General features: G+C 37.9%; 27 protein-coding genes. 17 read left to right on the top strand and 10 right to left on the bottom strand.

Going from position 1 to position 23,849, the window contains the following annotated elements; genetic code table 11:
* Positions 1-24 precede the first annotated feature (24 nt).
* From rpoD to CD31_RS05390, 8 genes are all read left to right on the top strand, one after another.
* Complete coding sequence (gene rpoD / locus CD31_RS05425; RefSeq protein WP_004227165.1) at positions 25-1,152, top strand: RNA polymerase sigma factor RpoD; 1,128 nt, start codon at positions 25-27, stop codon at positions 1,150-1,152.
* 245 nt (positions 1,153-1,397) lie between these two features.
* Positions 1,398-1,964: a hypothetical protein gene (locus CD31_RS05420; RefSeq protein WP_009370118.1), complete on the top strand. Its 567-nt coding sequence runs from the start codon at positions 1,398-1,400 to the stop codon at positions 1,962-1,964.
* A 462-nt stretch (positions 1,965-2,426) separates the two neighbouring features.
* The gene (cccA, locus tag CD31_RS05415) at positions 2,427-2,789 is read left to right on the top strand and encodes a cytochrome c550 (RefSeq protein WP_016993532.1); all 363 of its coding nucleotides are present in this window, start codon (positions 2,427-2,429) and stop codon (positions 2,787-2,789) included.
* Positions 2,790-2,953: 164 nt separating this feature from the next.
* Positions 2,954-3,646 (top strand): tRNA (adenine(22)-N(1))-methyltransferase, encoded by a 693-nt coding sequence (locus CD31_RS05410; RefSeq protein ID WP_036076227.1) that lies wholly within the window; start codon positions 2,954-2,956, stop codon positions 3,644-3,646.
* 1 nt (position 3,647) lies between these two features.
* Entirely contained in the window at positions 3,648-4,769 is a 1,122-nt protein-coding gene (locus CD31_RS05405; protein ID WP_036076226.1) for a Nif3-like dinuclear metal center hexameric protein, read from the top strand.
* Positions 4,770-4,783: 14 nt separating this feature from the next.
* Positions 4,784-5,008: a hypothetical protein gene (locus CD31_RS05400; protein ID WP_016993529.1), complete on the top strand. Its 225-nt coding sequence runs from the start codon at positions 4,784-4,786 to the stop codon at positions 5,006-5,008.
* 113 nt (positions 5,009-5,121) lie between these two features.
* Positions 5,122-5,370 carry a DUF2164 domain-containing protein gene (locus CD31_RS05395; protein ID WP_016993528.1) on the top strand — a complete coding sequence of 83 codons (249 nt, stop codon included), beginning with the start codon at positions 5,122-5,124 and terminating at the stop codon, positions 5,368-5,370.
* A 214-nt stretch (positions 5,371-5,584) separates the two neighbouring features.
* Complete coding sequence (locus CD31_RS05390) at positions 5,585-6,124, top strand: NADPH-dependent FMN reductase (protein ID WP_016993527.1); 540 nt, start codon at positions 5,585-5,587, stop codon at positions 6,122-6,124.
* Between the two features lie 70 nt (positions 6,125-6,194).
* On the opposite strand, the gene CD31_RS05385 is transcribed toward CD31_RS05390, so the two are convergent.
* Positions 6,195-6,374, bottom strand: a complete 180-nt coding sequence (locus tag CD31_RS05385; RefSeq protein ID WP_036076225.1) for a hypothetical protein — start codon at positions 6,372-6,374, stop codon at positions 6,195-6,197.
* A 298-nt stretch (positions 6,375-6,672) separates the two neighbouring features.
* Between CD31_RS05385 and CD31_RS05380 the strand changes: the two genes are divergently transcribed.
* A complete protein-coding gene (locus CD31_RS05380) occupies positions 6,673-7,299 on the top strand; it encodes a hypothetical protein (RefSeq protein WP_036076224.1) in 627 nt (208 codons plus the stop codon).
* Between the two features lie 71 nt (positions 7,300-7,370).
* On the opposite strand, the gene CD31_RS05375 is transcribed toward CD31_RS05380, so the two are convergent.
* The 3 genes from CD31_RS05375 to CD31_RS05365 all read right to left on the bottom strand — a co-directional run bounded on the left by CD31_RS05375 (position 7,371) and on the right by CD31_RS05365 (position 10,631).
* Positions 7,371-7,907, bottom strand: coding sequence for a tubby C-terminal domain-like protein (locus CD31_RS05375; RefSeq protein ID WP_036076223.1), 537 nt, complete (start codon positions 7,905-7,907; stop codon positions 7,371-7,373).
* Between the two features lie 151 nt (positions 7,908-8,058).
* A complete protein-coding gene (locus CD31_RS05370; protein ID WP_036076222.1) occupies positions 8,059-9,318 on the bottom strand; it encodes a dicarboxylate/amino acid:cation symporter in 1,260 nt (419 codons plus the stop codon).
* A gap of 263 nt (positions 9,319-9,581) precedes the next feature.
* A complete protein-coding gene (locus CD31_RS05365; protein WP_036076221.1) occupies positions 9,582-10,631 on the bottom strand; it encodes a TRAP transporter substrate-binding protein in 1,050 nt (349 codons plus the stop codon).
* A gap of 111 nt (positions 10,632-10,742) precedes the next feature.
* Here CD31_RS05365 and CD31_RS05360 point away from each other — a divergent pair, with 111 nt between their 5' ends.
* Positions 10,743-12,323, top strand: a complete 1,581-nt coding sequence (locus CD31_RS05360) for an ATP-binding protein (protein ID WP_036076237.1) — start codon at positions 10,743-10,745, stop codon at positions 12,321-12,323.
* An 18-nt stretch (positions 12,324-12,341) separates the two neighbouring features.
* Complete coding sequence (locus CD31_RS05355) at positions 12,342-13,043, top strand: response regulator (RefSeq protein ID WP_036076220.1); 702 nt, start codon at positions 12,342-12,344, stop codon at positions 13,041-13,043.
* A 47-nt stretch (positions 13,044-13,090) separates the two neighbouring features.
* Here CD31_RS05355 and CD31_RS05350 read toward each other — a convergent pair whose 3' ends face one another.
* The 3 genes from CD31_RS05350 to CD31_RS05340 all read right to left on the bottom strand — a co-directional run bounded on the left by CD31_RS05350 (position 13,091) and on the right by CD31_RS05340 (position 16,089).
* Entirely contained in the window at positions 13,091-14,059 is a 969-nt protein-coding gene (locus CD31_RS05350; RefSeq protein ID WP_036076219.1) for a 4-hydroxy-3-methylbut-2-enyl diphosphate reductase, read from the bottom strand.
* 76 nt (positions 14,060-14,135) lie between these two features.
* Positions 14,136-14,651: a VrrA/YqfQ family protein gene (vrrA, locus tag CD31_RS05345; protein ID WP_036076218.1), complete on the bottom strand. Its 516-nt coding sequence runs from the start codon at positions 14,649-14,651 to the stop codon at positions 14,136-14,138.
* A gap of 382 nt (positions 14,652-15,033) precedes the next feature.
* On the bottom strand, positions 15,034-16,089 hold the full coding sequence (locus tag CD31_RS05340) for a 2,3-butanediol dehydrogenase (protein WP_036076217.1): 1,056 nt from the start codon (positions 16,087-16,089) through the stop codon (positions 15,034-15,036).
* Positions 16,090-16,382: 293 nt separating this feature from the next.
* Here CD31_RS05340 and CD31_RS05335 point away from each other — a divergent pair, with 293 nt between their 5' ends.
* Both CD31_RS05335 and CD31_RS05330 read left to right on the top strand, forming a co-directional pair.
* A complete protein-coding gene (locus tag CD31_RS05335) occupies positions 16,383-17,684 on the top strand; it encodes a DEAD/DEAH box helicase (RefSeq protein WP_036076216.1) in 1,302 nt (433 codons plus the stop codon).
* A gap of 12 nt (positions 17,685-17,696) precedes the next feature.
* Entirely contained in the window at positions 17,697-18,590 is an 894-nt protein-coding gene (locus CD31_RS05330; RefSeq protein WP_016993508.1) for a deoxyribonuclease IV, read from the top strand.
* 44 nt (positions 18,591-18,634) lie between these two features.
* Here CD31_RS05330 and CD31_RS05325 read toward each other — a convergent pair whose 3' ends face one another.
* Positions 18,635-18,871, bottom strand: a complete 237-nt coding sequence (locus CD31_RS05325; protein WP_004227236.1) for a Nif11 family protein — start codon at positions 18,869-18,871, stop codon at positions 18,635-18,637.
* Positions 18,872-19,033: 162 nt separating this feature from the next.
* Between CD31_RS05325 and CD31_RS05320 the strand changes: the two genes are divergently transcribed.
* Genes CD31_RS05320 through CD31_RS05310 form a run of 3 tightly spaced genes read left to right on the top strand, consistent with a single transcriptional unit; the run spans position 19,034 to position 21,082 of the window.
* Positions 19,034-19,780: a metal ABC transporter ATP-binding protein gene (locus CD31_RS05320; RefSeq protein ID WP_036076215.1), complete on the top strand. Its 747-nt coding sequence runs from the start codon at positions 19,034-19,036 to the stop codon at positions 19,778-19,780.
* Positions 19,781-19,793: 13 nt separating this feature from the next.
* Complete coding sequence (locus tag CD31_RS05315) at positions 19,794-20,657, top strand: metal ABC transporter permease (protein ID WP_016993506.1); 864 nt, start codon at positions 19,794-19,796, stop codon at positions 20,655-20,657.
* Entirely contained in the window at positions 20,654-21,082 is a 429-nt protein-coding gene (locus CD31_RS05310) for a Fur family transcriptional regulator (RefSeq protein WP_036076214.1), read from the top strand. The genes CD31_RS05315 and CD31_RS05310 overlap by 4 nt, the downstream gene beginning before the upstream one ends.
* Before the next feature lie 67 nt (positions 21,083-21,149).
* Here the strand turns inward: CD31_RS05310 and CD31_RS05305 are convergent, their stop codons facing one another.
* Together CD31_RS05305 and serC are read right to left on the bottom strand one after the other, a co-directional pair.
* Positions 21,150-21,527, bottom strand: coding sequence for a hypothetical protein (locus tag CD31_RS05305; protein ID WP_036076213.1), 378 nt, complete (start codon positions 21,525-21,527; stop codon positions 21,150-21,152).
* Positions 21,528-21,806: 279 nt separating this feature from the next.
* Positions 21,807-22,895, bottom strand: a complete 1,089-nt coding sequence (gene serC, locus CD31_RS05300) for a 3-phosphoserine/phosphohydroxythreonine transaminase (protein ID WP_036076212.1) — start codon at positions 22,893-22,895, stop codon at positions 21,807-21,809.
* A gap of 394 nt (positions 22,896-23,289) precedes the next feature.
* Here serC and CD31_RS05295 point away from each other — a divergent pair, with 394 nt between their 5' ends.
* A complete protein-coding gene (locus tag CD31_RS05295) occupies positions 23,290-23,826 on the top strand; it encodes a hydrolase (RefSeq protein WP_036076211.1) in 537 nt (178 codons plus the stop codon).
* Positions 23,827-23,849 lie beyond the last annotated feature (23 nt).

Genomic DNA, 23,849 nt, shown 5'->3' with positions numbered 1-23,849 from the left:
GGTTGTTTAGAAGGAGGAAGGTTTATGGCGGACAAGTCAGAACGTTCAAAAGAGATAGAAGTAGAAATTACATTAGATGATGCAAAAAAATTCCTACAAGAAAAAGCAAAAACAGAGGGTGAAATTTCTATGAAGGAAATTTCAGAGAAACTAACACCTTATGAGTTGGAAAACGAGGAAATTTTCCATTTTGCTGAGGATCTTGAAAAGCATAAAGATATTCAAATCATTGGAAAAGAAGAATTTGAAGAAGAAAGTCTAATGAAAGAAGAAGCGAACGAAGAAACTTTCGACTTAAATGATTTGAGTGTGCCACCAGGTGTTAAAATCAATGACCCTGTACGAATGTATTTGAAAGAAATCGGCCGAGTAGATTTATTATCTGCTGAGCAAGAAATTGCGCTTGCTGAACGTATTGAGCAAGGGGACGAGGAAGCACGTAAACGCCTTGCAGAAGCGAACTTACGTCTAGTTGTATCGATTGCAAAACGCTATGTTGGTCGTGGAATGTTATTCCTTGATTTAATTCAAGAAGGAAATATGGGTCTTATTAAGGCTGTTGAAAAATTCGATTACCGTAAAGGATTTAAATTCTCGACTTACGCTACATGGTGGATTCGTCAGGCGATTACACGCGCAATCGCTGACCAAGCACGTACGATTCGTATTCCTGTTCATATGGTCGAAACCATTAATAAATTAATACGTGTACAACGTCAACTTTTACAAGATTTAGGTCGTGAGCCTTCTCCAGAGGAAATTGGAGAAGAAATGGATTTAACACCTGAAAAAGTACGTGAGATTTTAAAAATTGCACAAGAACCAGTCTCTCTTGAAACACCAATTGGAGAAGAAGATGATTCACATTTAGGGGACTTTATCGAGGACTCTGAAGCACAATCTCCATCCGACCATGCAGCCTATGAACTGTTAAAAGAACAATTAGAAGATGTACTAGATACGTTAACAGACCGTGAAGAAAACGTACTTCGTTTACGTTTTGGTTTAGACGATGGTCGAACACGTACATTAGAAGAGGTAGGAAAAGTCTTTGGCGTAACGCGTGAACGTATTCGTCAAATCGAGGCGAAAGCACTAAGAAAATTACGCCATCCATCTCGTAGTAAACGTTTAAAAGACTTCTTAGAATAAAATTAAAATTAGCTGGAGCTATCCAAGTAGTGAGAAAATGACTAATTGGTATAGCTCCTTTTTTATAGAAATGAAAAGTGAACAAGAAGAAATTAGCCCTGCTATTCACCTATCGATATTACACAATCATAGATAATTAGAATGAGGGAAATGCTAGATTTGCGACTTTATACAGATGTGTTTTCAAATAGTGTGAGATAAAATTGTAATACAACCATTATTAAGCAATGTTTGGAGCTAACACTATGACAAATCCCCGTAAAAAAATAATCCTTAATGAAATTTTGTTTTGGAAGCAAAATAAACTTTTACCTGAGCACTATTGTGACTTTTTAGCAGCTCTTTATACAGAAGGGGCTGATATAGAGGAGTTAGAACCAGTGCAACATCCTAAACAAGCGGTCTTGCCATCAGAAAAAAGAAAAATGATTCTGTTAGTAGTAGGGCTATGTATCGCCATAATGGCTGTTTTGGCACTCTATTTTACAATGCCCTCTTTAACATTGATTTTTACAGTAATCGTGGGAGTAGGCGCCTGTATCTTATTTATTGCTGCGTGGCAAATGGCTCGAAAAAAACATCTACTAGCTCCCATTTTTCATGTACTAGCGGCTATCCTATTATTTAGTATGTCAATCCGCATTTGTACTACATATTTTAGTGGAAATAATACGGTTTTGTTTTGCTTGATTGCAGCAAATTGTGTCATTTGGCTTTGGTCAGGTATCAAAATGAAACTTCTATATTTCACTGTCTCAGGTGCTTTAGGATTAATAGCACTAGTTGGGTACTATATCATAAATTTATCCTGATTTAGCAAATAGTATTTCTATCGATGTACAAGGAACTCCATCTACTAAATCAGGTTAGAAACTTAATTGAACTTTAGTGTTTATATAAAACCATAATTTGTGACAATTTATCTATAATAGGGTCAGTATCATGTTAAAGTTTTTACCTCAGAAGATTCAAAATCTGTACGCTAATTAAAAACGTACAGATTTTTTAATTTTGGGTATATCAATGAGTGAAAAGGGTATGATAACAGCATAAATATAATGAAAAAGAAATTGTATAAAAGGATAAATTTGACCAATTTTGGATGTTGGCAAGACATATTTTATCCAATAGATACAGAAATGTCGAATTTGTTACAAACAAAGGAAAACTTAGCGAATAGGGCTTTTCGTTTCTTTGTTAATGAAGTACAATATTAGATGTTGACTGATTCTATATTATAATAGAAGTAGACTTAAAATGAGGAGGGGAAACTTATGAAAAACAATCCAGTCGTTCCTTACATCTTAATTCTGGCATTTGGTATTGGTCTTATTTTCTTCATGTCTTTACAAGGTGCAGATAACAAGAAAGAAATTGCTGCTGAACATGAGGGTGGTGGCGAAACTACTACAGAAACAACAGATGCAGAAGCTGATGGTTCAGCACTAGTACAATCTTGTATCGGTTGTCATGGTGGTGACTTAACTGGTAGTATGGGTCCAAATCTACATGGCTTAGATGAAGCACATATCGTAGAAGTTTTAACAAAGGGTATCGAAGGTACTCCAATGCAACCAAACATGAAAACTGAAGAGGAAGCAAAAGCAATCGCTGAATACATTTCTACTTTAGAATAGTAAAACTGACAAGTAGCTGTACTGAAATAGTACAGCTACTTTTTAGATTTAAGCATCATGAAGATGGGGTTGTCCACATAGAAATGTGAGACAACTCCATTTGTTTTTTTTCACGACATCATCCATACTATTAATGGACTCTATTGAAGATAGGCGGTATAAAAATGAACGCACAAAAACTTTCAAAGCGATTAGAAGCAGTAGCGAAATTTGTTCCTACAGGAGCAGTCATGGCGGATATTGGTAGTGACCATGCCTATCTACCATGCTATTTAATTCACAAAGGGACTGCCTCCTATGCCATAGCAGGGGAAGTTGTAAAAGGACCCTATGAATCAGCGGTAGGACAAGTACAGAAGGAAAGCTTAACTGAAAAAATTACAGTACGCCTTGCAGACGGATTAGCAGCGATAGAAGAAGCTGACCATGTGGATACGGTGACAATAGCTGGCATGGGTGGACCATTAATTGTTTCCATTCTAGAGAAGCATCCAGAAAAGCTTCAAGGTGTCACACGTCTAATCCTACAGCCAAATATTCACGCCAAGGTTATCCGTGAGTGGGCTTTAGCACATCAATGGGCGATTCTTGATGAAGAGATTTTAGAGGAAGATGATAAAATCTATGAAATCCTTGTGTTACAAAGAGGGCAAATGGAGCTCTCTACAGCAGAGATTTTGTTTGGACCTAAGCTAAGCCTGCGTAAATCACCAGCATTTACGAAAAAATGGTTGCGTGAAAAAGACAATTGGCAACGTGTACTACAATCCATTGAAGGAGCAGAACAAACACCTGAAATTGAAGAAAAACGTGCAGAGTTAACGGCTCTGATACGTTTAGTAGAAGGAGTTTTGTAAGATGAAAACGGTAAATGGCCAAGAAGTTATTCAAGTGTTCGAAGCATGGTCACCCAAAAAACTAGCTTGTATGGACAATGATCCAATTGGACTAGCGATAGGGACCCTCAACAAACCAGTAAGTAAAGTATTGGTGACGTTAGATGTCAATGAAGCCGTGGCAAATGAGGCAATAGAAAAAGGCTGTGAGCTGATTATCGCACATCATCCACCAATCTTTAGACGCCTAGCGAATATCCGCACAGATCATCCAGCAGGGCGCTTATATGAAAAGCTCATTAAACACGATATTGCTGTATATGCCGCTCATACAAATTTAGATGTAGCCGAAGGTGGGGTAAATGATTTATTAGCAGATGCCCTACAGCTAAAAAACCGTTCTATATTAGAAGAAACGTATGCAGAGAATTTATTGAAGCTAGCAGTCTTTATACCAACTGCTAATGCACAAGCATTACGTGAGGCGCTTGCAAATGCTGGGGCGGGTCGTATTGGCGATTATGAAGCATGTAGTTATACAACGACTGGAGAAGGTCGGTTCCGTGCATTAGCAGGAGCGAATCCGTTCGTAGGCTCTGTTGGCGAATTACATGTGGAGGAAGAAGTAAAGGTAGAAGTTGTTTTTCCTGAATCCATTAAAGGCCGCGTGTTAAAGGCCATGCTTACTAGTCATCCTTATGAGGAGCCTGCCTATGATGTGATACGTCTTGAGCAGCAAACAAATGTGATGGGATTAGGGCGTGTAGGTTACTTAACAAAGGAAATGACGTTACAGCAATTTGCTGAATTCGTTAAACAGCAACTAGATGTGCCAGCTGTTCGTGTAGTGGGTGATTTACAATCGAAGGTCAGCAAGGTTGCGCTTGTTGGTGGAGATGGTAATAAATATATCTATGCGGCAAAACGTGCAGGAGCTGATGTTTTCTTAACAGGCGATATGTACTTCCATACAGCCCAGGACGCACAAGCTATTGATTTGCAAATAGTAGATCCTGGTCATCATGTAGAAAAGGTAATGATTGCAGGAGTAGCAAATAAAATGACTGAACTATGTGAGGATAAAAAATACTTGGTTGAATTCATCCAATCAACGATCCATACAGAACCATTTTTATTTGTATAAGTGAGGGAACAAATATGGCTAATGAAAGACCAGCTGGTAATAAAGCCGGCAAGCTATGGATCATGATTGGTTTATTCATCGTTATTTTTGGTATTGGTATGACGGTGATGACAAATATGGTCAATGATAAGAAAATCGATGCAATGACACAGCAATGTGAAGATGATGGTGGACAAGCGATTGTAGCAAAGGAAAAAAACTTTTTATCCACTAGCTACTCATTTGAATGTAAACAATGAGGTGGAGGCTGAACGCTAGCAGTACTAGTGTTTCAGCCTTTTTGAATGCAAGAAATCTATGAATAGTGATAAGATGAAGAAAAAATTGATTAACAGAAGTGGAGAGGGTTGCCTTGTTTATTCGTTTATCTAAAGATCAGCAGGAAATGATTCTTGCTGATATTCAACGGTTTTTTTATAATCAGCGTGATGAAGATATTAGTGAATTTGAAGCCGAACGTTTGTTAGATTTTATCAAGGAGCATATTGCCCCCTACATTTATAATGCTGCCTTATCAGATGCCAAGTATGTTGTGGAAAGACAATACGCCTCTATTGAAGAGGAATTAGAGGCATTAGAGCAGCCTATTAAAATAAAATAATCCTCTTTATCCCTCTAGTTTAAATATTTGACAGGAAAGAAAGATTGATGGTACCTTAATCTTGAATTAGAGATAATTCAATTCTAACTATTCAGAGCTAATGAACGAGTGATGAATAAAGAGATATTTTCCTGACCAAAATGATTACGAGTGGCGAGCACGTACGATGAACCGTGATGGAGTCACAAGAATGGATGATAAGAGGAGGCGTCATATGTTAAAAATCGGTATTATTTTAGGAAGTACGCGAGAAGGTCGTGTAAGCCCACAGGTTGGAACTTGGGTAAAGGAAGTTGCGGAAAAACGTCGTGATGCGGAATATGAAATAATTGATATCGCTGAATTTAAATTACCATTTTTAGGGGAACCAGGTGGAGACACTTCTGGTGTAGCTGCATGGTCAGAAAAAGTAGCAGCTTGTGACGGCTTTGTCTTTATTGTTGCTGAGTACAATCACTCCATTACAGGTGCATTAAAAAATGCATTAGATTATTTACGAGTGGAATGGAATAATAAAGCTGCTGGTATCGTCTCTTATGGTTCTGTTGGAGGTGCGCGTGCAGCAGAGCATCTACGAGGAATTCTCGGGGAATTGCTAGTTGCTGATGTTCGAGTGCATCCAGCATTATCATTATTTACTGATTTTGAAAACGGCTCTGTCTTTAAACCAAAAGAGGTGCAAGCAGATTCAGTACATCAAATGTTAGATCAGCTTGTGCCATGGTCAACTGCTTTGAAAACAATTCGATCCTAACCTAAGCTATGATTCAGACGGCCGCTTTCAGAAAGCGGTCGTTTTTTGATGAGATAAAATCCAAAATCTATTAATGTTTGATTTCTGCAAGGACCTTTTCCTTTAACTCATTCTCCATCGATGATAGCTTTACTGTATTGGTGAGGCGCTCTTTTAGTTCTTTATCTGTCATAATGCCACGTTCCTCTAAGATTTGTACAAGCAAATTTAATGTCAGTATATTTTTAATATCCGCTGCTTTTGAGTCCATACAAAACCCTCCAAAATGATAGAATTACTACCTCTTAAGTGTACTCCTTTTTGAGAAGTATGACACAGAAAGGTCAAAACAAAGCAAATTTATTTCGCATCCCGGAATATATGGGGAAAAATAAGCGATACAGGATCTGATAGTCCAGTGTTTGAACACTTGCAGATTTCCTTTATGAAGGAGGAGAGATCCTGTATGTGACACTTCGTTTTTTAGTATGAAAAGTATGTGCTGTTTCAAGCTAGAAAAGCGAATATTGTAGTAAAAGGGGACATACCTTCCTATCAGGAGGGATTCAATGGGTAAACGGTTTGGACTTGTCATCGGACTGTTAGTAGTCATTATATCTATGTTGATCCTATTTGATATATTTGCAGGAGAGAAAAGGTCAGAAGCAAATAAAGAGGCTCAATCGCTTATAACAAATGAAGAGTTAAGTCTAGCTCGATTGAAGGATAAGCTCCTTGAAAAGTATGTCGGCATTGACGTTAAAACGACGGAAGAAAAGGAATTAGTAATTCAAGTTGTAGGCGGAGAAGACTATTTCCAGTCAATCAAAAAAGATATGGAATCCATAGCAAAAAATGCTTTAAAAACGTCTCCTTTAAAGGATTATCCGATAGTTTTTGAAAGGTGGGAGTTTACCTCCTTACTTGATAACAACAAGGTAATGGGAGATGATATGAACCTTTTGATGGAAGAGTTAATCGCAGGCTTAGAAGCTTTTGATGTATATGAATATTTAGTCATTGAAAATCAAACAACCATTACCATACAAACAACGATAAAGGGCGCTACGAATGAGGCACTTGCGTTAGCTTTAAGGATGGAAGAAGCCATCAAAAAGATTGTACAAGCAAAAGTATCACAAAATGATTCCTTTGTTATTAACATATTAAATGCACAACGAGAAAAATTAAATTAGCCGTGTATGATGACACATGATAAAGACATCGAGAATTTGACACTCGATGTCTTTATCATGTTTAAATCCAGCTATGTAGTTATGGCAAAGAGTGCTTGATAAAGGGTTGCTAGGAGTGCAACAAAGTGCATATCATCCGCTTGGAAAAGCTTAAACTTTATGCCTGTCTGTACTAGTTCAGTTTCAATAGAGCTTGCACTAGCAATCTTTTCATCATTGCAATATAAATAAGCAGTAGAGGTAAAATCCTTTTCAAAACGAAATTCTATATCGTCCATTTTGAATGAATAAGAGGATTCTAATAATTGCACTGTTTTCCGTTGTATCGGTATCAAGCTACCATCAGGCATGACAATTTGATGGCTGACACCTTTTGTTAACAGGGTAGATTGTACTTGAAAAAGCGGTGCACCTAATGTAGTGCGTGTTTCATAACGGTACGGTAATGTTTGCTGTGCAGCTACCAGTAAGACAGCATTCAGTACTTTACCAGCAGAGGAACGTTCCATTTTTTGAAGTACACATACTGTTTCGTTGTGTTCATTCACGATTGGAATATCGGTAAAGCTTTTAAAGCCCTTCGGATAGGTAAGTGTAAAAGTTGCCATAAAGAAACCTCCAGTCATTATTTATACGAGTATGGAGTCGAGGAGGTTTCAAGAAACTAGCTCTACGGTGTTTTTTATCTACTGCCTCTCTATAAATAATTGAACAGGCTGCTGAAGTAGCAATATTTTGCTTTCAGTAGCCCTTTTCATTTTATGACATTTGGGTATGACCGGACAGAGCACGCTTTTCCTGCTCTGTATCAAATTCTTTTTCCATTTTTGACACGACCACTGTTGCAACACCATTACCAATTAGATTTGTAACAGCACGTGCTTCTGACATGAAGCGGTCTACGCCGATTAAAAGGGCAATCCCCTCAACAGGAATCATCGGGAATGCTGCTAATGTCGCTGCTAGTGTAATAAAGCCAGAGCCTGTTACACCAGCTGCCCCTTTAGAAGTAAGCATTAAGATGGCTAATAACGTAATTTGATGCCAAACATCTAAATCCACACCATAGGCTTGTGCAATAAAGATGGCAGCCATTGATAAGTAAATGGATGTTCCATCTAAGTTAAATGAGTAGCCTGTGGGAATAACTAACCCTACCACTTGCTTCGAACAGCCATAGTTTTCGAGCTTACGCATCATGGAAGGTAATGCAGATTCAGATGAGGATGTTCCGATAACGATAAAGATTTCATCTTTAATGTACTTGATAAATTTAAAAATACTAAAGCCGAAGTAATGGGTAATCAATCCAATAATTACAACAATAAAAATAAACATTGTAATGTAAACAGATAGCATTAAAAATCCTAAGTTTCCTAGTGATTTAAGTCCAAAGTTTCCGATTGTATAGCTCATGGCGCCAAACGCACCAATAGGCGAAATTTTCATTACCATGTTAACGATTTTAAAGAAAATATCGGCCACTTGCTCGAAAAATTTAATAACAGGTTTAGCTGGTTCTCCAATTGCCGCAGCAGCTAAACCAAATAAAACAGCTGAGAATAAGACTGGTAATAATTCACCATTTGCTAAAGCACCTACTACATTTTCAGGAATAATTTGCATAATAAATGCACCTAAACTATGTTCTGCAGCTGCCGCTTCTGTATATTGAGAAACATCGGCACCGCTTGCAGCATCTGTATTAAAACCTTTACCGGGTTGAACAATATTGACAACGATTAAGCCAATTGCAAGGGCAAAAGTTGAAACAATTTCAAAATAAATTAAAGCTTTTCCACCAATTTTCCCAACCTTTTTGACATCCCCCATACTACCAATGCCGATGACGACTGTTAAGAAGATAATTGGTGCTATTAACATTTTAATAAGTTTAATAAATATATCCGCCAAGATTTTGAGCTTTGCCCCGAATTCTGGGAAGGTTGCTCCCACGATAACCCCTAGTACAATGGCGATCAAAACTTGTACTGTCAAGTTTTTAAAATTTATCCGCATATAGTTCTCCCCCTACAACAACGATGAATATTGTGTGAACGCTTTCATGTGGTTATCATAGCTGAAATTTTCCGACAATAGTGTTTATGACCGTAATGGTTGTATTGTTCATTTTGTTCATTCTGAGAGAAAGAGGAGTTAAGACTAGTGATATCAAGGGTTTTAAGCTGTTTTATAGTAGATTTAAAATTGGGGAAACTATTATAATACAAAAGAAAAAATCCTTACGTTTTGTAAGGATCTTTCATAAATGAACAAAAGTATTAGGGCGCAACGATTTTTTCAATCTCTGCTAAGATTTGATCGTTTTGAATATGGGCCCTATAAAAATCATAGACAGGTGTGAGTTGTTCCTTAAAGCGCTGTCTTTCTTGGGGGCTCATTGTATACACATCAAAATCATCTAGCTGTTTTAGCTTTTCCATATCTTGTTCATTCATAAGTGCAGCCTGCTCAAATTGCCAATCGGTTGTTTCCTTCATAGCATCCAATAACTGATGCTGAATTTTGACAGGTAGAGAATTCCAAAAGGTTTCATTCATTAGCACAGCATAGCCTAAAATCCCATGCTGGGTGATGGTCATATGCTTTTGTACTTTGTAAAAACCCTTTGAGTAGATATTAGAAGCGGTATTTTCTTGTGCATCGATCGCATGCTTCTCTAAATCCGAGAAAACCTCACTAAAAGAAATAGGGATAGGTGTTGCTTTGACAACTTCAAATTGCTTTTCTAATGTTTTACTTGGCATCGTACGCACTCGTAAGCCCTGTAAATCTTCAAATGTATGAATAGGCTGCTCAACAGAGGTTAGATGCTTAAACCCATTGTACCAAAAGCCAAGTCCTTTAATATGGATTTGCTCTAGCTCATTGACTAATTGTTCACCAATGGAACCCGTTAGGACTTCCTTTACTTCCTCATTTGTATTAAATAGATAGGGTAAATCAAGCACCTGCCAATTAGGAACATAAGCTGTCATTTTCGAAAAAGTAGGGATGATCATTTCCACTTCTCCCTTTTGTAATGCCTGAAATTCATTTTCATCATTAAATAAAGAGGAGTTGGAGTAGACATGTACTTTGACCTTCCCGTTTGTTTTTTCTTCTACTAGCTCAGCAAATTTGTTGGCAGCTTGCCCTTTAGGGGTATTTTCAGCGACGACATGACTTAAATGAATCGTTATCTGTGTGTCTAAACCCTTTTGTTCATCATCATAGGGCAGTGGCTTGGCGAATAGTAATCCTTGTTGAATACTAATAGTGAGGATTAACACAAACACAGTTATAATCGTTCCAATAATAAATTTTTTCATTGTATACACCCAATTAATTCGTATTTTCTGATGTTTTTGTTATTCTAACATATGGAGTAAGCTAAAATATAGTAGGGGGGAGGCGGTCAGTTGAAATTTCAGAAGTTATCCATGCAGAGAAAAATTATGTCTCTGACTTTTTTTATTCTGATGCTTTCCTTTAGTATTGGCGGTACTTTCTTGCTAGGTTTTGTCATGAATGAGCAAAAGACCAAACTAAGTGATCAGGCACTCCTTGTAGCAAAAACCGTCTCACAGCTTCCTGAGATAAAAACATATATTACCAGTGAAAATCACTATGAGGCCATACAGCATATTAATCCTGTCGTAGAAGAAATCCGTGATATCAATGGGGCAAAATATATTGTTGTTCTTGATATGCAACGACGAAAATATTCTCATCCTAATAGCCAAGAACTTGGTCGACTATCACAATCTGGAGATTTAAACGCTGCTTTTTCAGAGCATTACTATACGTCGATTGCACGTGGGGAACATGGTAATATGGTTCGTGCATTTGTTCCGATTATGAATCATGAAGGACGACAAATAGGTGTTACAGTAGTAGGGTACAGTGTGCTTACGGTAGTTGAGTTACTGCAAACAATGCAAACCGAACTAATGATTACTGTTCTATTATCGTTACTATTTAGTGCATGGGGAGCACGAACATTGGGGCTCCATATGAAAAAGCAAATGTTTGGGTTAGAGCCGCATGAAATTGCCAAAATGTATGTAGAACGGACAGAAACGTTTAATGCCATGCACGAAGGCATCATTGCTATCGATAATGATTTGACCATTACGATTTTTAATGAAAAGGCCTGTGATATCTTAGGGGTATCTGAAAAGCCCTCTACATTGATAGGACAGAAAATCTTTCATGTCCTGCCAGATACACGACTTCCTGAAATTTTAGAGCTGGATCAGCCGTTATTTAATCGTGAGCTGTATATTAATAATCATAGTATTATGAGTAATCGAATTCCAATACAGGTGAATGGTGAAACTGTTGGGGCAGTGGCCATGTTTAAAGACCGTACGGAAGTGAAAAAGCTTGCCGAAGAATTAACAGGAGTTAAGGCATTTGTCCAAGCCCTTCGCGTACAAACACATGAGCATAAAAATAAACTGCATACGATAGCAGGTCTTTTACAGTTGGGGCATCATGAACAGGCACTTTCTTACTTGACACAAGTGAAGGAAGAGCATGATGAAATCACTAATTTTTTAAATGAACGAATCAAAAATGAAAATATATCTGGACTATTGCTCAGTAAAATTTCCTATGCGAAGGAACAAGGAATTCGATTGGAAATTGATCGTGAAAGTCGATTAACATCATTTCCAGCTAATTTAGATCATCATGATTTCGTCATTCTCTTTGGTAATTTGATAGAAAATGCGTTTGATGCATTAAAGGATGTACAGGTCGAGGAGAAGGTGATTCATGTTTCTGTGGATGAAGATGATGACGTATTAGCCATATTAGTAACCGATAATGGTGTAGGCATGACGGAAGAGGTGAAGCAGCACATTTTTGACAATGGTTATTCTACAAAAGAGAAAAACTACCGTGGAATAGGGCTATTTTTAATAAAGGAAATCGTCGAAAAAGGACAGGGTGACATTGAAGTCATCAGTGAGCCTAACAAAGGAACAAGTTTTTTAATCACCTTTTATTATGCATAATGGGATGGAGGGCTAGCAGTGGCACAGATCAAGGTATTATTAATTGAGGATGATCCAATGGTACGAGAGGTAAATCGTCAATTTATTGAAAAGGTAGAGCATTTTCAAGTGATTGGACAGGCACCTAATGGCTTAGAAGGCATTACGCGAATTCGCCACCTTAAGCCCGATTTAGTTTTTATGGATATTTTTATGCCTGAGCAAGATGGTATTACAAGCTTACGCAAAATACGTGAGCTCGATCTCCCAGTAGATGTTATTACCGTGACGGCTGCAAATGATATGGAAACAGTGAAACAGATACTGCATCTAGGTGTTTTTGATTATATTATGAAGCCCTTTTCTTTTGAACGTGTTAAAGGGACGCTTGACAATTATTTACGCTTTAAAAAGCAAACTCAAACAGAACGTGAGCTCACACAGGGAGAATTAGATCAGTTATTTCATTATCGTGATGGACAAACCATGTTGGATCAATCTGTTCCATTGAAATCCGAGAAAAATCTCCCAAAAGGTTTTAATCGTACAACACTTGAAAAGGTTGTGCACTTTTTACAATCGGTGGATGGTGCCTCAGCAGAAGAAGTAGCCAGTGGAATTGGCATTGCCCGCGTAACAGCTAGAAGATATTTAGATTACCTCGAAAAACAAGAGGAAATTACAATGGATGTCCATTATGGTGGCATTGGTCGTCCCATAAACTATTACTTTAGTAAATAAAGAAAATCCTGATTGTCATGATGACAACCAGGATTTTTTGGGAGTAATTAATAAGGCATGATTTTGTCAACAGGTGTTGGTGTCTTAATCTTTGGCAGAATTTTATCTAGTGTCACGGTACGCTTAATCTCGTGTGTAGATGGATCATGTTCATCAAATTGATCTAGGAAGTTAATAACCTCTTTTACAATTGGTGTTGGCGTAGAAGCACCTGCTGTTACAGCAACGATGTTGATACCTTTTAACCATTCTACTTTAAGCTCTGAAACATCTGCAATTCGATAGGATGGTGTTCCAGCAATTTCCACAGAAACTTGTGTTAAGCGGTTCGAGTTATTGGATTTAGGATCACCTACAACAATAAGTAAATCCGCTTCACCTGCTTGCTGTGCAACAGCCTCTTGACGGACTTGTGTAGCTAAACAGATCTCTTTGTGTACCTCAATATGTGGAAATTTTTCTTTTAAACTATCCATTAAATGGGCGACATCCCATTGGCTCATTGTCGTTTGATTTGTGACAAGTAATTTATCATTCGTTAATTGTAAAGCATCAATATCATTAGAAGACTGTACTAAGTGGACATGATCCGGAGCAACGCCAATAGCACCCTCTGGTTCGGGATGTCCTTTTTTACCAATATAAATAATGTCATAGCCTTCTGCAGATTTTTCACGAATTAAATCGTGGGTAACTGTTACATCAGGACATGTAGCATCAATGGACACTAAGCCTTTTCGCTTCGCAATCTCACGAATTTCCGGTGAAACACCATGTGCTGTAAAAATGACAGTACCTGTTTCAACTTGTTTAATAATTTCTAGGCGGTTATCACCATCTAACGTGATGATACCATCCTCTTCAAACGCATCTGTGACGTGTTTATTATGCACAATCATCCCTAAGATGTAGATAGGTCTTGGTAATGTTTTATCAAGTGCGGCGTTACGAGCGATCACCATCGCATCCACAACACCGTAGCAATAGCCACGTGGATTAATTTTTAATACTTGCATGGTGGTTGTGACTCCTTTCAAGCTTACCTATCTACATTATAACGGACAGTGACTGTGAATACAAAGAAACGTTCATTTACATTGGTGGTTGGAAAATACGTGGTTTAGATGGAAGTGGCTCGGGAGGCGTAAATGATGCACTTTGCCTAGATGACCGTCTTCTTCCAGCAGTCTTACTATTGCCTCCAGCAGCCTTACTATCGCTTCCTGCTGCTTCAGTTGCTCCACCGCCAGCGGAAGGAAGTCCTTGGAATCCTTTATATAATTTTAAGAGTGATGGAATATTTTTCACCATCGGCATAGCTTGTTGGATATAAGGGGTATAGGTTTTGGCTGTATTAAATAAACTGTTGGCTTGCTGTAAAAATGAGCCGACTTTCGAAGCTTCTTGCACAGGTGGCATCGGCATTTGCCCTCCAAATGAACCTATTCCATTAGCCATTGGAAAGCCGCCTGGAATTCGTGGTTGAACAGGGAAGCCTCCAGGCGGGAAAAAGGACTGTGGCGACATCTGTGGAGGTGTTTGCATGGGCATGGGCATTCTCATGCCACCCGGATACATTGGGTATGGATAAGGTGGTCGAAATACCATAATGATCTCCTTTCTACTTGTTTTTCATTGATGAACATACCTGACTATAGCTATGATATGCAAAGGCTAATAGGAGGGTTCGATAAAGATCAATAAAACAACAACAACCCACGATCCTTATATGGAAATTCACAGAAGTGACATATTACTTTTTGCTTGTGAACGTATTATATGTAGTCCAAAAAATTGTGCCACAAGTGAACCTAAAAAAAAACGCCGAGCAATTACTCGACGTTTTCTTTCTCTTGATTCAGCTGGTGTTCAAACACTGACTGGATTAAGATAAAAGCCCACTACTGATGGCACAGATTTTGAAGAGGGGCTTTTTAAGCAAGCTCAAAAAATCTGGACGCCATTACACTGAGGCGTTATGGATGCTATTTTATGCTTGTGAATTTACAAGAATTTTAATATGATTACGTTCCTTCATTAAAGCTTCAAAGCCTTCTGTTACCACTTCATCAAGAGCAATTCGTTTTGTAACAAGCTTGTCTGCTGGGAAGTAACCTTGTGTCATTAGCTCCATCACGGCTGGGAAAATATCACGGTAGGCAATAATTCCTTTGACTGTTCGCTCTGATAGAACAATATTGTTCGGTTGGATAGCAGCTGTAGACTCCCAAATCGACACAATGATTGTTTCACCTTCAAAAGTTGTTGAGTCAATAGCTTGTTGTAAAACCACAGGAACGCCCGTTACTTCAAAGGCAACATCTACACCACCATTTGTTAATTCATGCAGACGCACAACGGCATCTTCCTCTTTAGGGTTAATGACGGCTGTTGCACCAAGTTCTAAAGCTTTTGCGGCACGCTCTGCTGAAAGCTCTACAGCATAGATTTCTGCTGCGCCTGCTGCACGTAATGCTTCAATAACAAGAAGCCCGATTGGTCCTGTTCCAAAGACGGCAGCTTTGTCACCGGCTTTTAATTTACTTTGACGCACGGCATGTAAAGCGACTGCCGCTGGTTCTACAAGTGCTCCTTGCTCATAAGAAAGCCCTTCTGGCATTTTGTGAACCATTTTTTCATCTACCATTGTATATTCGGAGAATCCTCCGCCACCGCCTGAAAGACCGTGGAAACCTAAATGTTTACAAATATTATATTTACCTTTTTTACAAGCAGCACATTCGCCACATGCAAGGATTGGTTCTACTACTACAGGATCTCCTATTTGAACAGATGTTACACCATCGCCAATTTCAACTACTTCTCCTGAAAATTCATGTCCCATCACAATGGGTGCGATGTCTTTACTTACATAGTGAGGTTGCTCCACTGGAATAAAGATTGGCCCAGCTGCGTATTCATGTAAATCACTGCCACAAATCCCTGTCCAATGTACTTTAATTTTTACTTTTCCAGGTGCGATGACTGGTTCTTCAATGTTTTCTACACGGATGTCTTTTGCTTTATACCATCTTGCTGCTTTCATAATCTACCAACCTCCCATAATATCTTACAGCTCTATCATAACATGTGGGAAATCTGCTAATCATTAGTTCCCTATAAATTGACATAAAAATTACATATTACAAGCGTTTTCGAACATTGTTGCAGCGCTTTTTTGATTGCATATTCTGCGTATTTCAAGTACCTTTGATAAGGGCTTTGTTACGGTGATAATAAAACATTAAAAATATGTTTATGCTAGTAAGAAATAGAACGTAAATATACCTTAAAGTTCGAATCATGGTACAATGAAAAAGATGTTAGGAGGAACGAATGATGTCAAAATATACTGATTATAATTTTCAGCCATTTTTGCAGGACGCCATTGCAAATCTAGGCTTTACAGAACCGACACCAATTCAAAAAGAAATTATTCCGCTTTTATTAAAAGGAAAAAGTGCTATTGGACAGGCACATACAGGAACAGGGAAAACACATAGTTTTTTAATCCCGATTGTTCAACGTATTGATGTAGAAAAACAGGAAGTACAGGCTGTTATTACTTCTCCTACTCGAGAGTTAGCACAACAAATTTTTGATGCATTAAATCAATTAATAGAAGGAACTGCGATTCAAGCAAAACTATTTATTGGGGGTACGGACAAACAACGCTCCATTGATAAATTAAAAACACAGCCACAAATTGTTGTTGGAACACCAGGACGTATTCGTGACCTTGTTTCAGCACAAGCGTTATTTGTGCATACAGCACCAATCTTAGTTGTTGATGAAGCGGATCTAGCTTTTGATATGGGCTTCATTGAAGAGATTGATGGATTTGCTTCACAGATGCCAGAAAAGCTTGAAATGTATGTTTTTTCTGCAACAATTCCAGAAAAACTTCAGCCATTTTTAAAGAAATATATGGAAGCGCCAGTGCACGTCCATATGAATGATAAACGACCAGTGGCAGAAGGCATCGATTTTGTGCTTGTACCAGTGCGCTCAAAATCGCGTAATAAACGTTTATTAGAAGTCATTGAGGGCATTAATCCCTTTTTAGCTGTTATCTTTACCAACACACGTAAAACAGCAGAACACGTTGCTGGCTACTTAAATGAGCATGGTATCCGTTGTGGTCAAATTCATGGTGACTTAAGTCCACGTGATCGTAAAAAAATGATGAAGCAAATCCGTGAGCTTGACTACCAATACATTGTAGCAACTGACTTAGCTGCTCGTGGTATTGATATCCAAGGCATTTCTCATGTTATTAACTACGAGATTCCAGAGGACTTAGAATTCTTTATTCACCGTGTTGGTCGAACAGCGCGTGCAGGCAATAAAGGGACAGCCATTACATTATTTGAGCCATCAGACGAGGATGCAGTAGTTCGCGTAGAAAAAATGGGCATTCCTTTTGTGCAAAAAGATGTAAAAGATGGCGAATGGTCAGAGTTAAAAGAGCGTCATGCACGTAAAAATCGTGTGAAGCAAGAAAATGAAATTGATGTGAAAGCAAAAGCGTTGGTACGTAAGCCTAAAAAGGTAAAACCTGGATACAAACGTAATATGAAGTGGGAAATGGAAAAAATTAAAAAACGTGAACGTCGCTTAAAAGCACGAGGTAAAAAATAAGGGGGCTTTTACATGTTACTTGGCTCACATGTTTCGATGAGCGGGAAAGAAATGCTACTTGGCTCTAGTAAAGAGGCACTGTCATACGGAGCCAATACATTTATGATTTATACTGGAGCACCGCAAAATACGCGTCGCAAAGCCATTGCTGACTTAAACATCATGAATGGACTCCTGCATATGAAAGAGCATGGTATGACCAATATTGTTGTACATGCACCTTACATTATTAATATTGGCAATACAGAAAAACCAGAAACATTCCGTCTCGGTGTAGATTTCCTACAATCGGAAATTGAACGTACTGCAGCACTGGAGGCAACGCAAATTGTGTTACATCCTGGTGCCCATGTAGGAGCTGGTGCTGATGCTGGTATTGCTAAAATTATTGAAGGTTTAAATGAGGTTTTATCTCAAGACTATCCCGTTCAAATTGCATTAGAAACCATGGCAGGGAAGGGGACAGAATGTGGACGTTCCTTTGAAGAGCTTGCTAAAATTATTGATGGTGTAACAAATAACGAGCGACTTTCTGTATGCTTTGATACTTGTCATACACATGATGCTGGCTATAATATTGTGGAAGATTTTGATGGGGTATTAAACGAATTTGATAAAATAATAGGTGTGGAACGCATTAAAGTATTGCATATCAATGACTCCAAAAATGTGCGCGGTGCAGGTAAGGATCGCCACGAAAATATTGGCTTTGGTCATATTGGCTTTGATGCCCTCAACTATGTAGTACACCATCCACAATTAATGGATGTTCCTAAAATTTTAGAGACACCGTTTGTCCCTCTCACTAGTGACGCTAAATCTAAGGTAGCTCCGTATAAAGTGGAAATCGATATGTTACGAAACGGTACATTTAAGCCTGAGCATATTGAAGCTTTAAAGGGCTAATATAACTAACCCGAAATCAGGCTGGTTCTGATTTCGGGCTTTTTTTATTTTGTAAACAAGGCAATCAGTTGGCGAGAGCGCTTTCTCCCTAAAACAGCTTCCACTTCAACAAGAATATCTTTAGGAATACCTAAAAATAGCCAAGAAAATGAGAATTGCTCCAAATAAGGTCGAAGTTTTTTTACTTCAGAAGTCGTAATGCTAAAACCTTCTTCACGAGCAATCGCGACAATTTCCTTATCCGTGCTTTGTGCTAATTGCTGTAAAAATTGAATACTCAAAGTCAATCCTCCTTTACCCCATTTTATTTTCACGTTTTACACACTTGCCATCAGCCTATTCGAAAAAGCATCCATCTTCTTTTCTTTACAAAAACTGCACTTTCCTTTATACTTACAATTTGTAAATCGTAATGATTTTGAATTAGAAAGAAGCGATCATGCATGAAAACAACACTTATTGACATTGAAAATGTGTCATTTCAATATGACTATACGCAAGTTTTAAAAAACATTTCTTTTCGTGTAGAAGAGGGAGATTTTTTAGCACTTCTCGGTCCAAATGGTTCGGGAAAATCAACATTATTAAAAATTATTTTAGGTTTGTTGAAACCTTTATCTGGTGAAATAAAGCTATTTGGTGAAACAAGCGCGAACTTTAAGCACCGTGAATGGATTGGCTATGTCTCACAAAAATCCAATGCCTTTAATTCTGGGTTCCCAGCAACCGTGCAAGAGGTCGTGAAAAGTGGATTAACAAAAAAATTAGGGCTTTTTAAAAGACCTGGCCGAGACGCCAAAGACAAAGTTCAAGAAGCTTTAAAGGCAGTTGGCATGGATGCTTATATGAATCGCAATATTGGAGAATTATCTGGTGGACAACAACAACGTGTTTTTATTGCAAGAGCTTTAGTCAGTGATCCTAAACTGCTCATTTTAGATGAGCCAACTGTCGGCATTGATCACGAGAACGTGCAGTCATTTTATGATATGCTGGCGAAATTAAATCGGGAACAAGGAATTACGATGATTCTTGTCACACACGATGTCGATACGGTATCAAATCGTATTAGTCATGTGGCATGTTTAAATCAAACCATTCACTTCCACGGCTATAAAAATGAATTTGATAATATTTCTCAGGACGCGCTAGATGCTTGGTATGGCCATTCCGTGAGAAAGATTCATTAGAAGGAGTAGGCACATGATTGAAGCAATTTTACATTATGAATTTTTACAAAATGCCTTTTTCTCTGGATTATTAATTGGCATACTTGCACCACTGCTGGGGGTGTTTATTGTTGTACGTAGGCTGTCCTTGATTGCCGATGCTTTGTCACATGTAACACTCGCTGGAATCGCTGGGAGTTTATACATCAGTCAATCTGTATCAGCCTTAGCAATGCTCAATCCTATTTATTTAGGTATACTAGCCTCTGTTAGTGGCTCTATTTTGATTGAGCGTTTAAGACGTTTATATAAGCACTATGAGGAGCTTGCCATTCCAATCATTATGTCAGGTGGTATTGGGATTAGCGCCATCTTTATCTCACTTGCCAGTGGCTTTAGCACAGATTTAATGAGTTATTTGTTTGGCTCGGTTTCTGCTGTATCTCGTCAAGATTTATGGGTGGTGATCGGAATTGCTGCCATTGTAATTATTTTTTTATTTTTATTTTTTAAAGAATTATTTGTTTTGTCTTTTGATGAGGAATATGCAAAAGCTAGTGGACTTCCAGCTCGTTGGGTTCATCTTTTATTTATGATTGTGACTGCGCTTGTCATTGCGGCAAGTATGCGCATAGTAGGTATTTTACTTGTATCATCTCTGATGACATTACCTGTCGCAGCAGCAATGCGCTTGGCAAAGGGCTTTAAGCAAACCATCATTTATGCTATTGTTTTTGGAGAAACTGCTGTACTAATTGGTCTAATTAGTGCATTTTATATGGATTTAGCACCGGGAGGCACAATTGTTGTCACTTCTATTTTGATTTTGTTACTTGTAATCCTAGGAAAGAAAGTAGCATTTAAAATGGCTGCAAAGCAGGGGGAGGTAGCGCAATGAATATTTCAAGAGCGTGGGAAATATTAAAGGAAAATGGCTATAAAAAAACAGATAAACGGGAGTTAATATTAGATATGTTTGCAGCAACAGATAAATATCTAACAGCCCGTGATTTATTGGATGTTCTAAAAAAGGATTTTCCGGGAATGAGTTTTGATACCATTTATCGTAACCTTGCTACTTTTGTGAAACTTGGGATATTAGAAGAAACAGAGCTATCAGGGGAACGTAATTTCCGTATGCACTGTGAATCTGCGCATCATCACCATCATTTTATCTGTATGGATTGTGGCAACGTCAAAGAGCTTAATCTTTGTCCAATGGAAATGTTAGGTGAAAAATTACCTGATTATGAAATTGAAAATCATAAGTTTGAAATATATGGTAAATGCCCGGATTGTAAGCATGAAACGCTGTCACTTTAAATATGACAGCGTTTTTTCTATGTAAGAAGAGGGTGCCTGTATAAGGCTACCCTCTATATTAATTAAGCTACACTACTCGACGAATCGCAACAATTTTATTGCAATCTACGATTAAAGGAGAAGCAGCAGCTGCACCTGGCTCAAGGAAGTATGCACAGCAATTTCTTTGATCGAGGGAAATGAAAGTCACACCTAAGAAGCTAATACCTCCAGATAAGAAGATATCTAGTGTAGTAGCTAGCTCTAATTTTCTTAATTGGTGACAAATACAGCCTCTACAGTGGCTGCTCATTCTTGGTGTACATTTTTCTTCTTTTTTACAATGGCATTTTTCCTCTTTTTGGCAATGACATTTTTCAACTTTACGTTGACAGCATTTTTCCTCTTTTTTAGGACATTTACAGCCTTGCCAGTTCATATGTGACATATATCTTTTATCTTCCATTGTCTAGACCTCCCTTCCTCTAGTTTCGTAAAGGTAACCCTTACAGTAATAATCTATGTTTGGTGCATAGCTAGAGACTGGCGATATGTCCGATAGGCAGCTTAAAAATCTATATTTTTCTCAAAAACTTTTGCAATGTGTAAAGCCCTAAGCTGAAATATTGCTATAAACATCTAATCAAGCTAATTGTATGGGGATAGATTTCATATTTCCTTCGAAAAGCGCGAAAAAAAGATGAGTCTTTACCGAAATGGAAAGACTCATCTTTTAAATAGAAGTTTATTGATGTTTTTGTTGGAAATTTACCATGAAATCTCGTAAAGCTTCGCAAGCCTCAAGTGGCACTGCATTATAAGTGGAAGCACGACAGCCGCCAACAGAACGATGTCCATTTAGCCCGATAAAACCTGCTGCCTTTGCCTCTGCAAGGAATTGTTTTTCTAGCTCCTCATCTGCAACACGGAATGTAATGTTCATTAAAGAACGGCTTTCAGGTGTGGCATGGCCTTTGTAGAAACCATTACTATTGTCAATGGCATCATAAATCACTTTTGCCTTTAATTCATTATGTTTTTCAATTGCTGCTACGCCGCCTTTAGCTTCTACCCATTTTAATACCTCGCCGAGCATATAGATTCCGAATGTCGGAGGTGTATTATAAAGAGAATTACTATCAGCATGTGTTGTATACTTTAACATCGTTGGTATATTTTTATTTGCTTTTTCAAGTAAATCTTTGCGAATAATCACGACCGTTACACCTGAAGGGCCAAGGTTTTTTTGAGCTCCTGCATAGATGATACCGAATTTTTCAATATCCACTGGTTTTGATAGGATGTCACTTGACATATCCGCCACTAATGGAACATTTCCTGTGCTAGGGAAATTTTTCCATTGTGTACCATATATCGTATTATTGGATGTGATGTGAACATATGCATCATCTTCATTGAATTGAATATCTTCTAAAGCAGGAATATTGCGGTATTGGTTTTCTTTTGTGCTTGCAGCTTCAACAGGTGTCCCAAATAATTTAGCTTCCTTAAAAGCTTTCTCAGACCATGAGCCTGATAATACATAGCTAGCTTTTTGCTCAGTTGTTAAGAAGTTCATAGGCACCATTGTAAACTGAAGGCTTGCTCCACCCTGTAAGAATAGTACCTCATAGTTTTCTGGAATAGCATAAAGTTTTTTTAATAAAGTAATAGCTTCATTATGTACTTCATCGAAAATGGCACTACGGTGACTCATTTCCATAATGGACATACCTGAATCACGGAAGTTTACTAATTGCTGTTGAGCATTTTCTAATACTTCTTGTGGTAGAGCAGATGGACCTGCGTTGAAATTGTATGCACGTTGTGTCAAAGTGGTACACTCCTTGTTTGGTTAATAACAGAACTTTACTGGATTATAACCTAATTTTCAAGAGAAAAAATAAAATTCTTAATATTTGAGCAGAATGGCGACAGGCTCGCAACAAAATGTACACATTTAAGCAGGTATTTTTCATTAAAAACGAACAAATAGAAAGGTATTTTTGAAATTAAGTTATATTTTCCGTATATTAAATATTTTTTATTGCAATAAAAATGATATTGTTCGTGTTTTTGCTTGCAAATATTTCCTTGGTAGAAGCGTGAAATGGACAGGCTAAAGCAAAACTATCCAATCGATTGTTAGAGAAAGTTCCTTATTACTTTACGAGAGGTAAGCAAGTTTTTGTATAATATTATTAAGAAAAGAAAAAGAGGTGTTCAGGATGTTTACTGTAGAGAAAGCTTGTTTAGTAGTTGTAGATGTGCAAGGAAAGTTAGCAACAATTGTTGATGACAGTGAAACGGTAATTGAAAATGTAGCAAAGCTAGTACAAGCGATGAAGGCACTCGAAGTACCTATTTTGTGGCTAGAACAAAATCCAAGTCGATTAGGCGGAACGGCACTTGATATTGCACAGCATTTACAAGGGCAACCTATTGCCAAAATGGCCTTTAGTGCGTGCCAAGAAGAGGCATTTGTAGAAGCGATAAAGGAAAATGGACGTTCTCAATTCATTGTCACAGGTATCGAAACACATATTTGTGTGTATCAAACGGCTAGACAACTGAAAGAACAAGGATTTGAAGTAGAGGTTGTTGTAGACGCCGTATCTTCTCGAACAAAGGCAAATAAAGAAATTGGGCTTACGAAGATGAATGCCCTTGGTATTTATCCAACTAGCACCGAAATGATCTTGTATGAGCTATTACAACGTGCAGATCATGAACATTTTAAAACCATTTTGAAGCTTGTTAAGTGACATGAAGCTAAAATTGAAACAAT

The sequence above is a fragment of the Lysinibacillus boronitolerans JCM 21713 = 10a = NBRC 103108 genome (assembly GCF_000772935.1).
Lineage (GTDB): Bacteria > Bacillota > Bacilli > Bacillales_A > Planococcaceae > Lysinibacillus > Lysinibacillus boronitolerans.
The sequence above is the reverse complement of the archived record's forward strand: the minus strand, read 5'-3'. Positions and strand labels throughout refer to the sequence as shown.

Coding starts and splice junctions, on each gene's coding strand:
- CD31_RS05400 (WP_016993529.1), top strand. CDS start 4,784: ATGGCTAATGAAAGACCAGCTGGTAATAAAGCCGGCAAGCTATGGATC.
- CD31_RS05410 (WP_036076227.1), top strand. CDS start 2,954: ATGAACGCACAAAAACTTTCAAAGCGATTAGAAGCAGTAGCGAAATTT.
- CD31_RS05310 (WP_036076214.1), top strand. CDS start 20,654: ATGAATATTTCAAGAGCGTGGGAAATATTAAAGGAAAATGGCTATAAA.
- cccA (WP_016993532.1), top strand. CDS start 2,427: ATGAAAAACAATCCAGTCGTTCCTTACATCTTAATTCTGGCATTTGGT.
- CD31_RS05370 (WP_036076222.1), bottom strand. CDS start 9,318: ATGCGGATAAATTTTAAAAACTTGACAGTACAAGTTTTGATCGCCATT.
- CD31_RS05295 (WP_036076211.1), top strand. CDS start 23,290: ATGTTTACTGTAGAGAAAGCTTGTTTAGTAGTTGTAGATGTGCAAGGA.
- CD31_RS05375 (WP_036076223.1), bottom strand. CDS start 7,907: ATGGCAACTTTTACACTTACCTATCCGAAGGGCTTTAAAAGCTTTACC.
- CD31_RS05385 (WP_036076225.1), bottom strand. CDS start 6,374: ATGGACTCAAAAGCAGCGGATATTAAAAATATACTGACATTAAATTTG.
- CD31_RS05335 (WP_036076216.1), top strand. CDS start 16,383: ATGTCAAAATATACTGATTATAATTTTCAGCCATTTTTGCAGGACGCC.
- rpoD (WP_004227165.1), top strand. CDS start 25: ATGGCGGACAAGTCAGAACGTTCAAAAGAGATAGAAGTAGAAATTACA.
- CD31_RS05315 (WP_016993506.1), top strand. CDS start 19,794: ATGATTGAAGCAATTTTACATTATGAATTTTTACAAAATGCCTTTTTC.
- CD31_RS05305 (WP_036076213.1), bottom strand. CDS start 21,527: ATGGAAGATAAAAGATATATGTCACATATGAACTGGCAAGGCTGTAAA.
- CD31_RS05390 (WP_016993527.1), top strand. CDS start 5,585: ATGTTAAAAATCGGTATTATTTTAGGAAGTACGCGAGAAGGTCGTGTA.
- CD31_RS05340 (WP_036076217.1), bottom strand. CDS start 16,089: ATGAAAGCAGCAAGATGGTATAAAGCAAAAGACATCCGTGTAGAAAAC.
- CD31_RS05330 (WP_016993508.1), top strand. CDS start 17,697: ATGTTACTTGGCTCACATGTTTCGATGAGCGGGAAAGAAATGCTACTT.
- CD31_RS05365 (WP_036076221.1), bottom strand. CDS start 10,631: ATGAAAAAATTTATTATTGGAACGATTATAACTGTGTTTGTGTTAATC.
- vrrA (WP_036076218.1), bottom strand. CDS start 14,651: ATGGTATTTCGACCACCTTATCCATACCCAATGTATCCGGGTGGCATG.
- CD31_RS05320 (WP_036076215.1), top strand. CDS start 19,034: ATGAAAACAACACTTATTGACATTGAAAATGTGTCATTTCAATATGAC.
- CD31_RS05350 (WP_036076219.1), bottom strand. CDS start 14,059: ATGCAAGTATTAAAAATTAATCCACGTGGCTATTGCTACGGTGTTGTG.
- CD31_RS05380 (WP_036076224.1), top strand. CDS start 6,673: ATGGGTAAACGGTTTGGACTTGTCATCGGACTGTTAGTAGTCATTATA.
- CD31_RS05360 (WP_036076237.1), top strand. CDS start 10,743: ATGCAGAGAAAAATTATGTCTCTGACTTTTTTTATTCTGATGCTTTCC.
- CD31_RS05420 (WP_009370118.1), top strand. CDS start 1,398: ATGACAAATCCCCGTAAAAAAATAATCCTTAATGAAATTTTGTTTTGG.
- CD31_RS05405 (WP_036076226.1), top strand. CDS start 3,648: ATGAAAACGGTAAATGGCCAAGAAGTTATTCAAGTGTTCGAAGCATGG.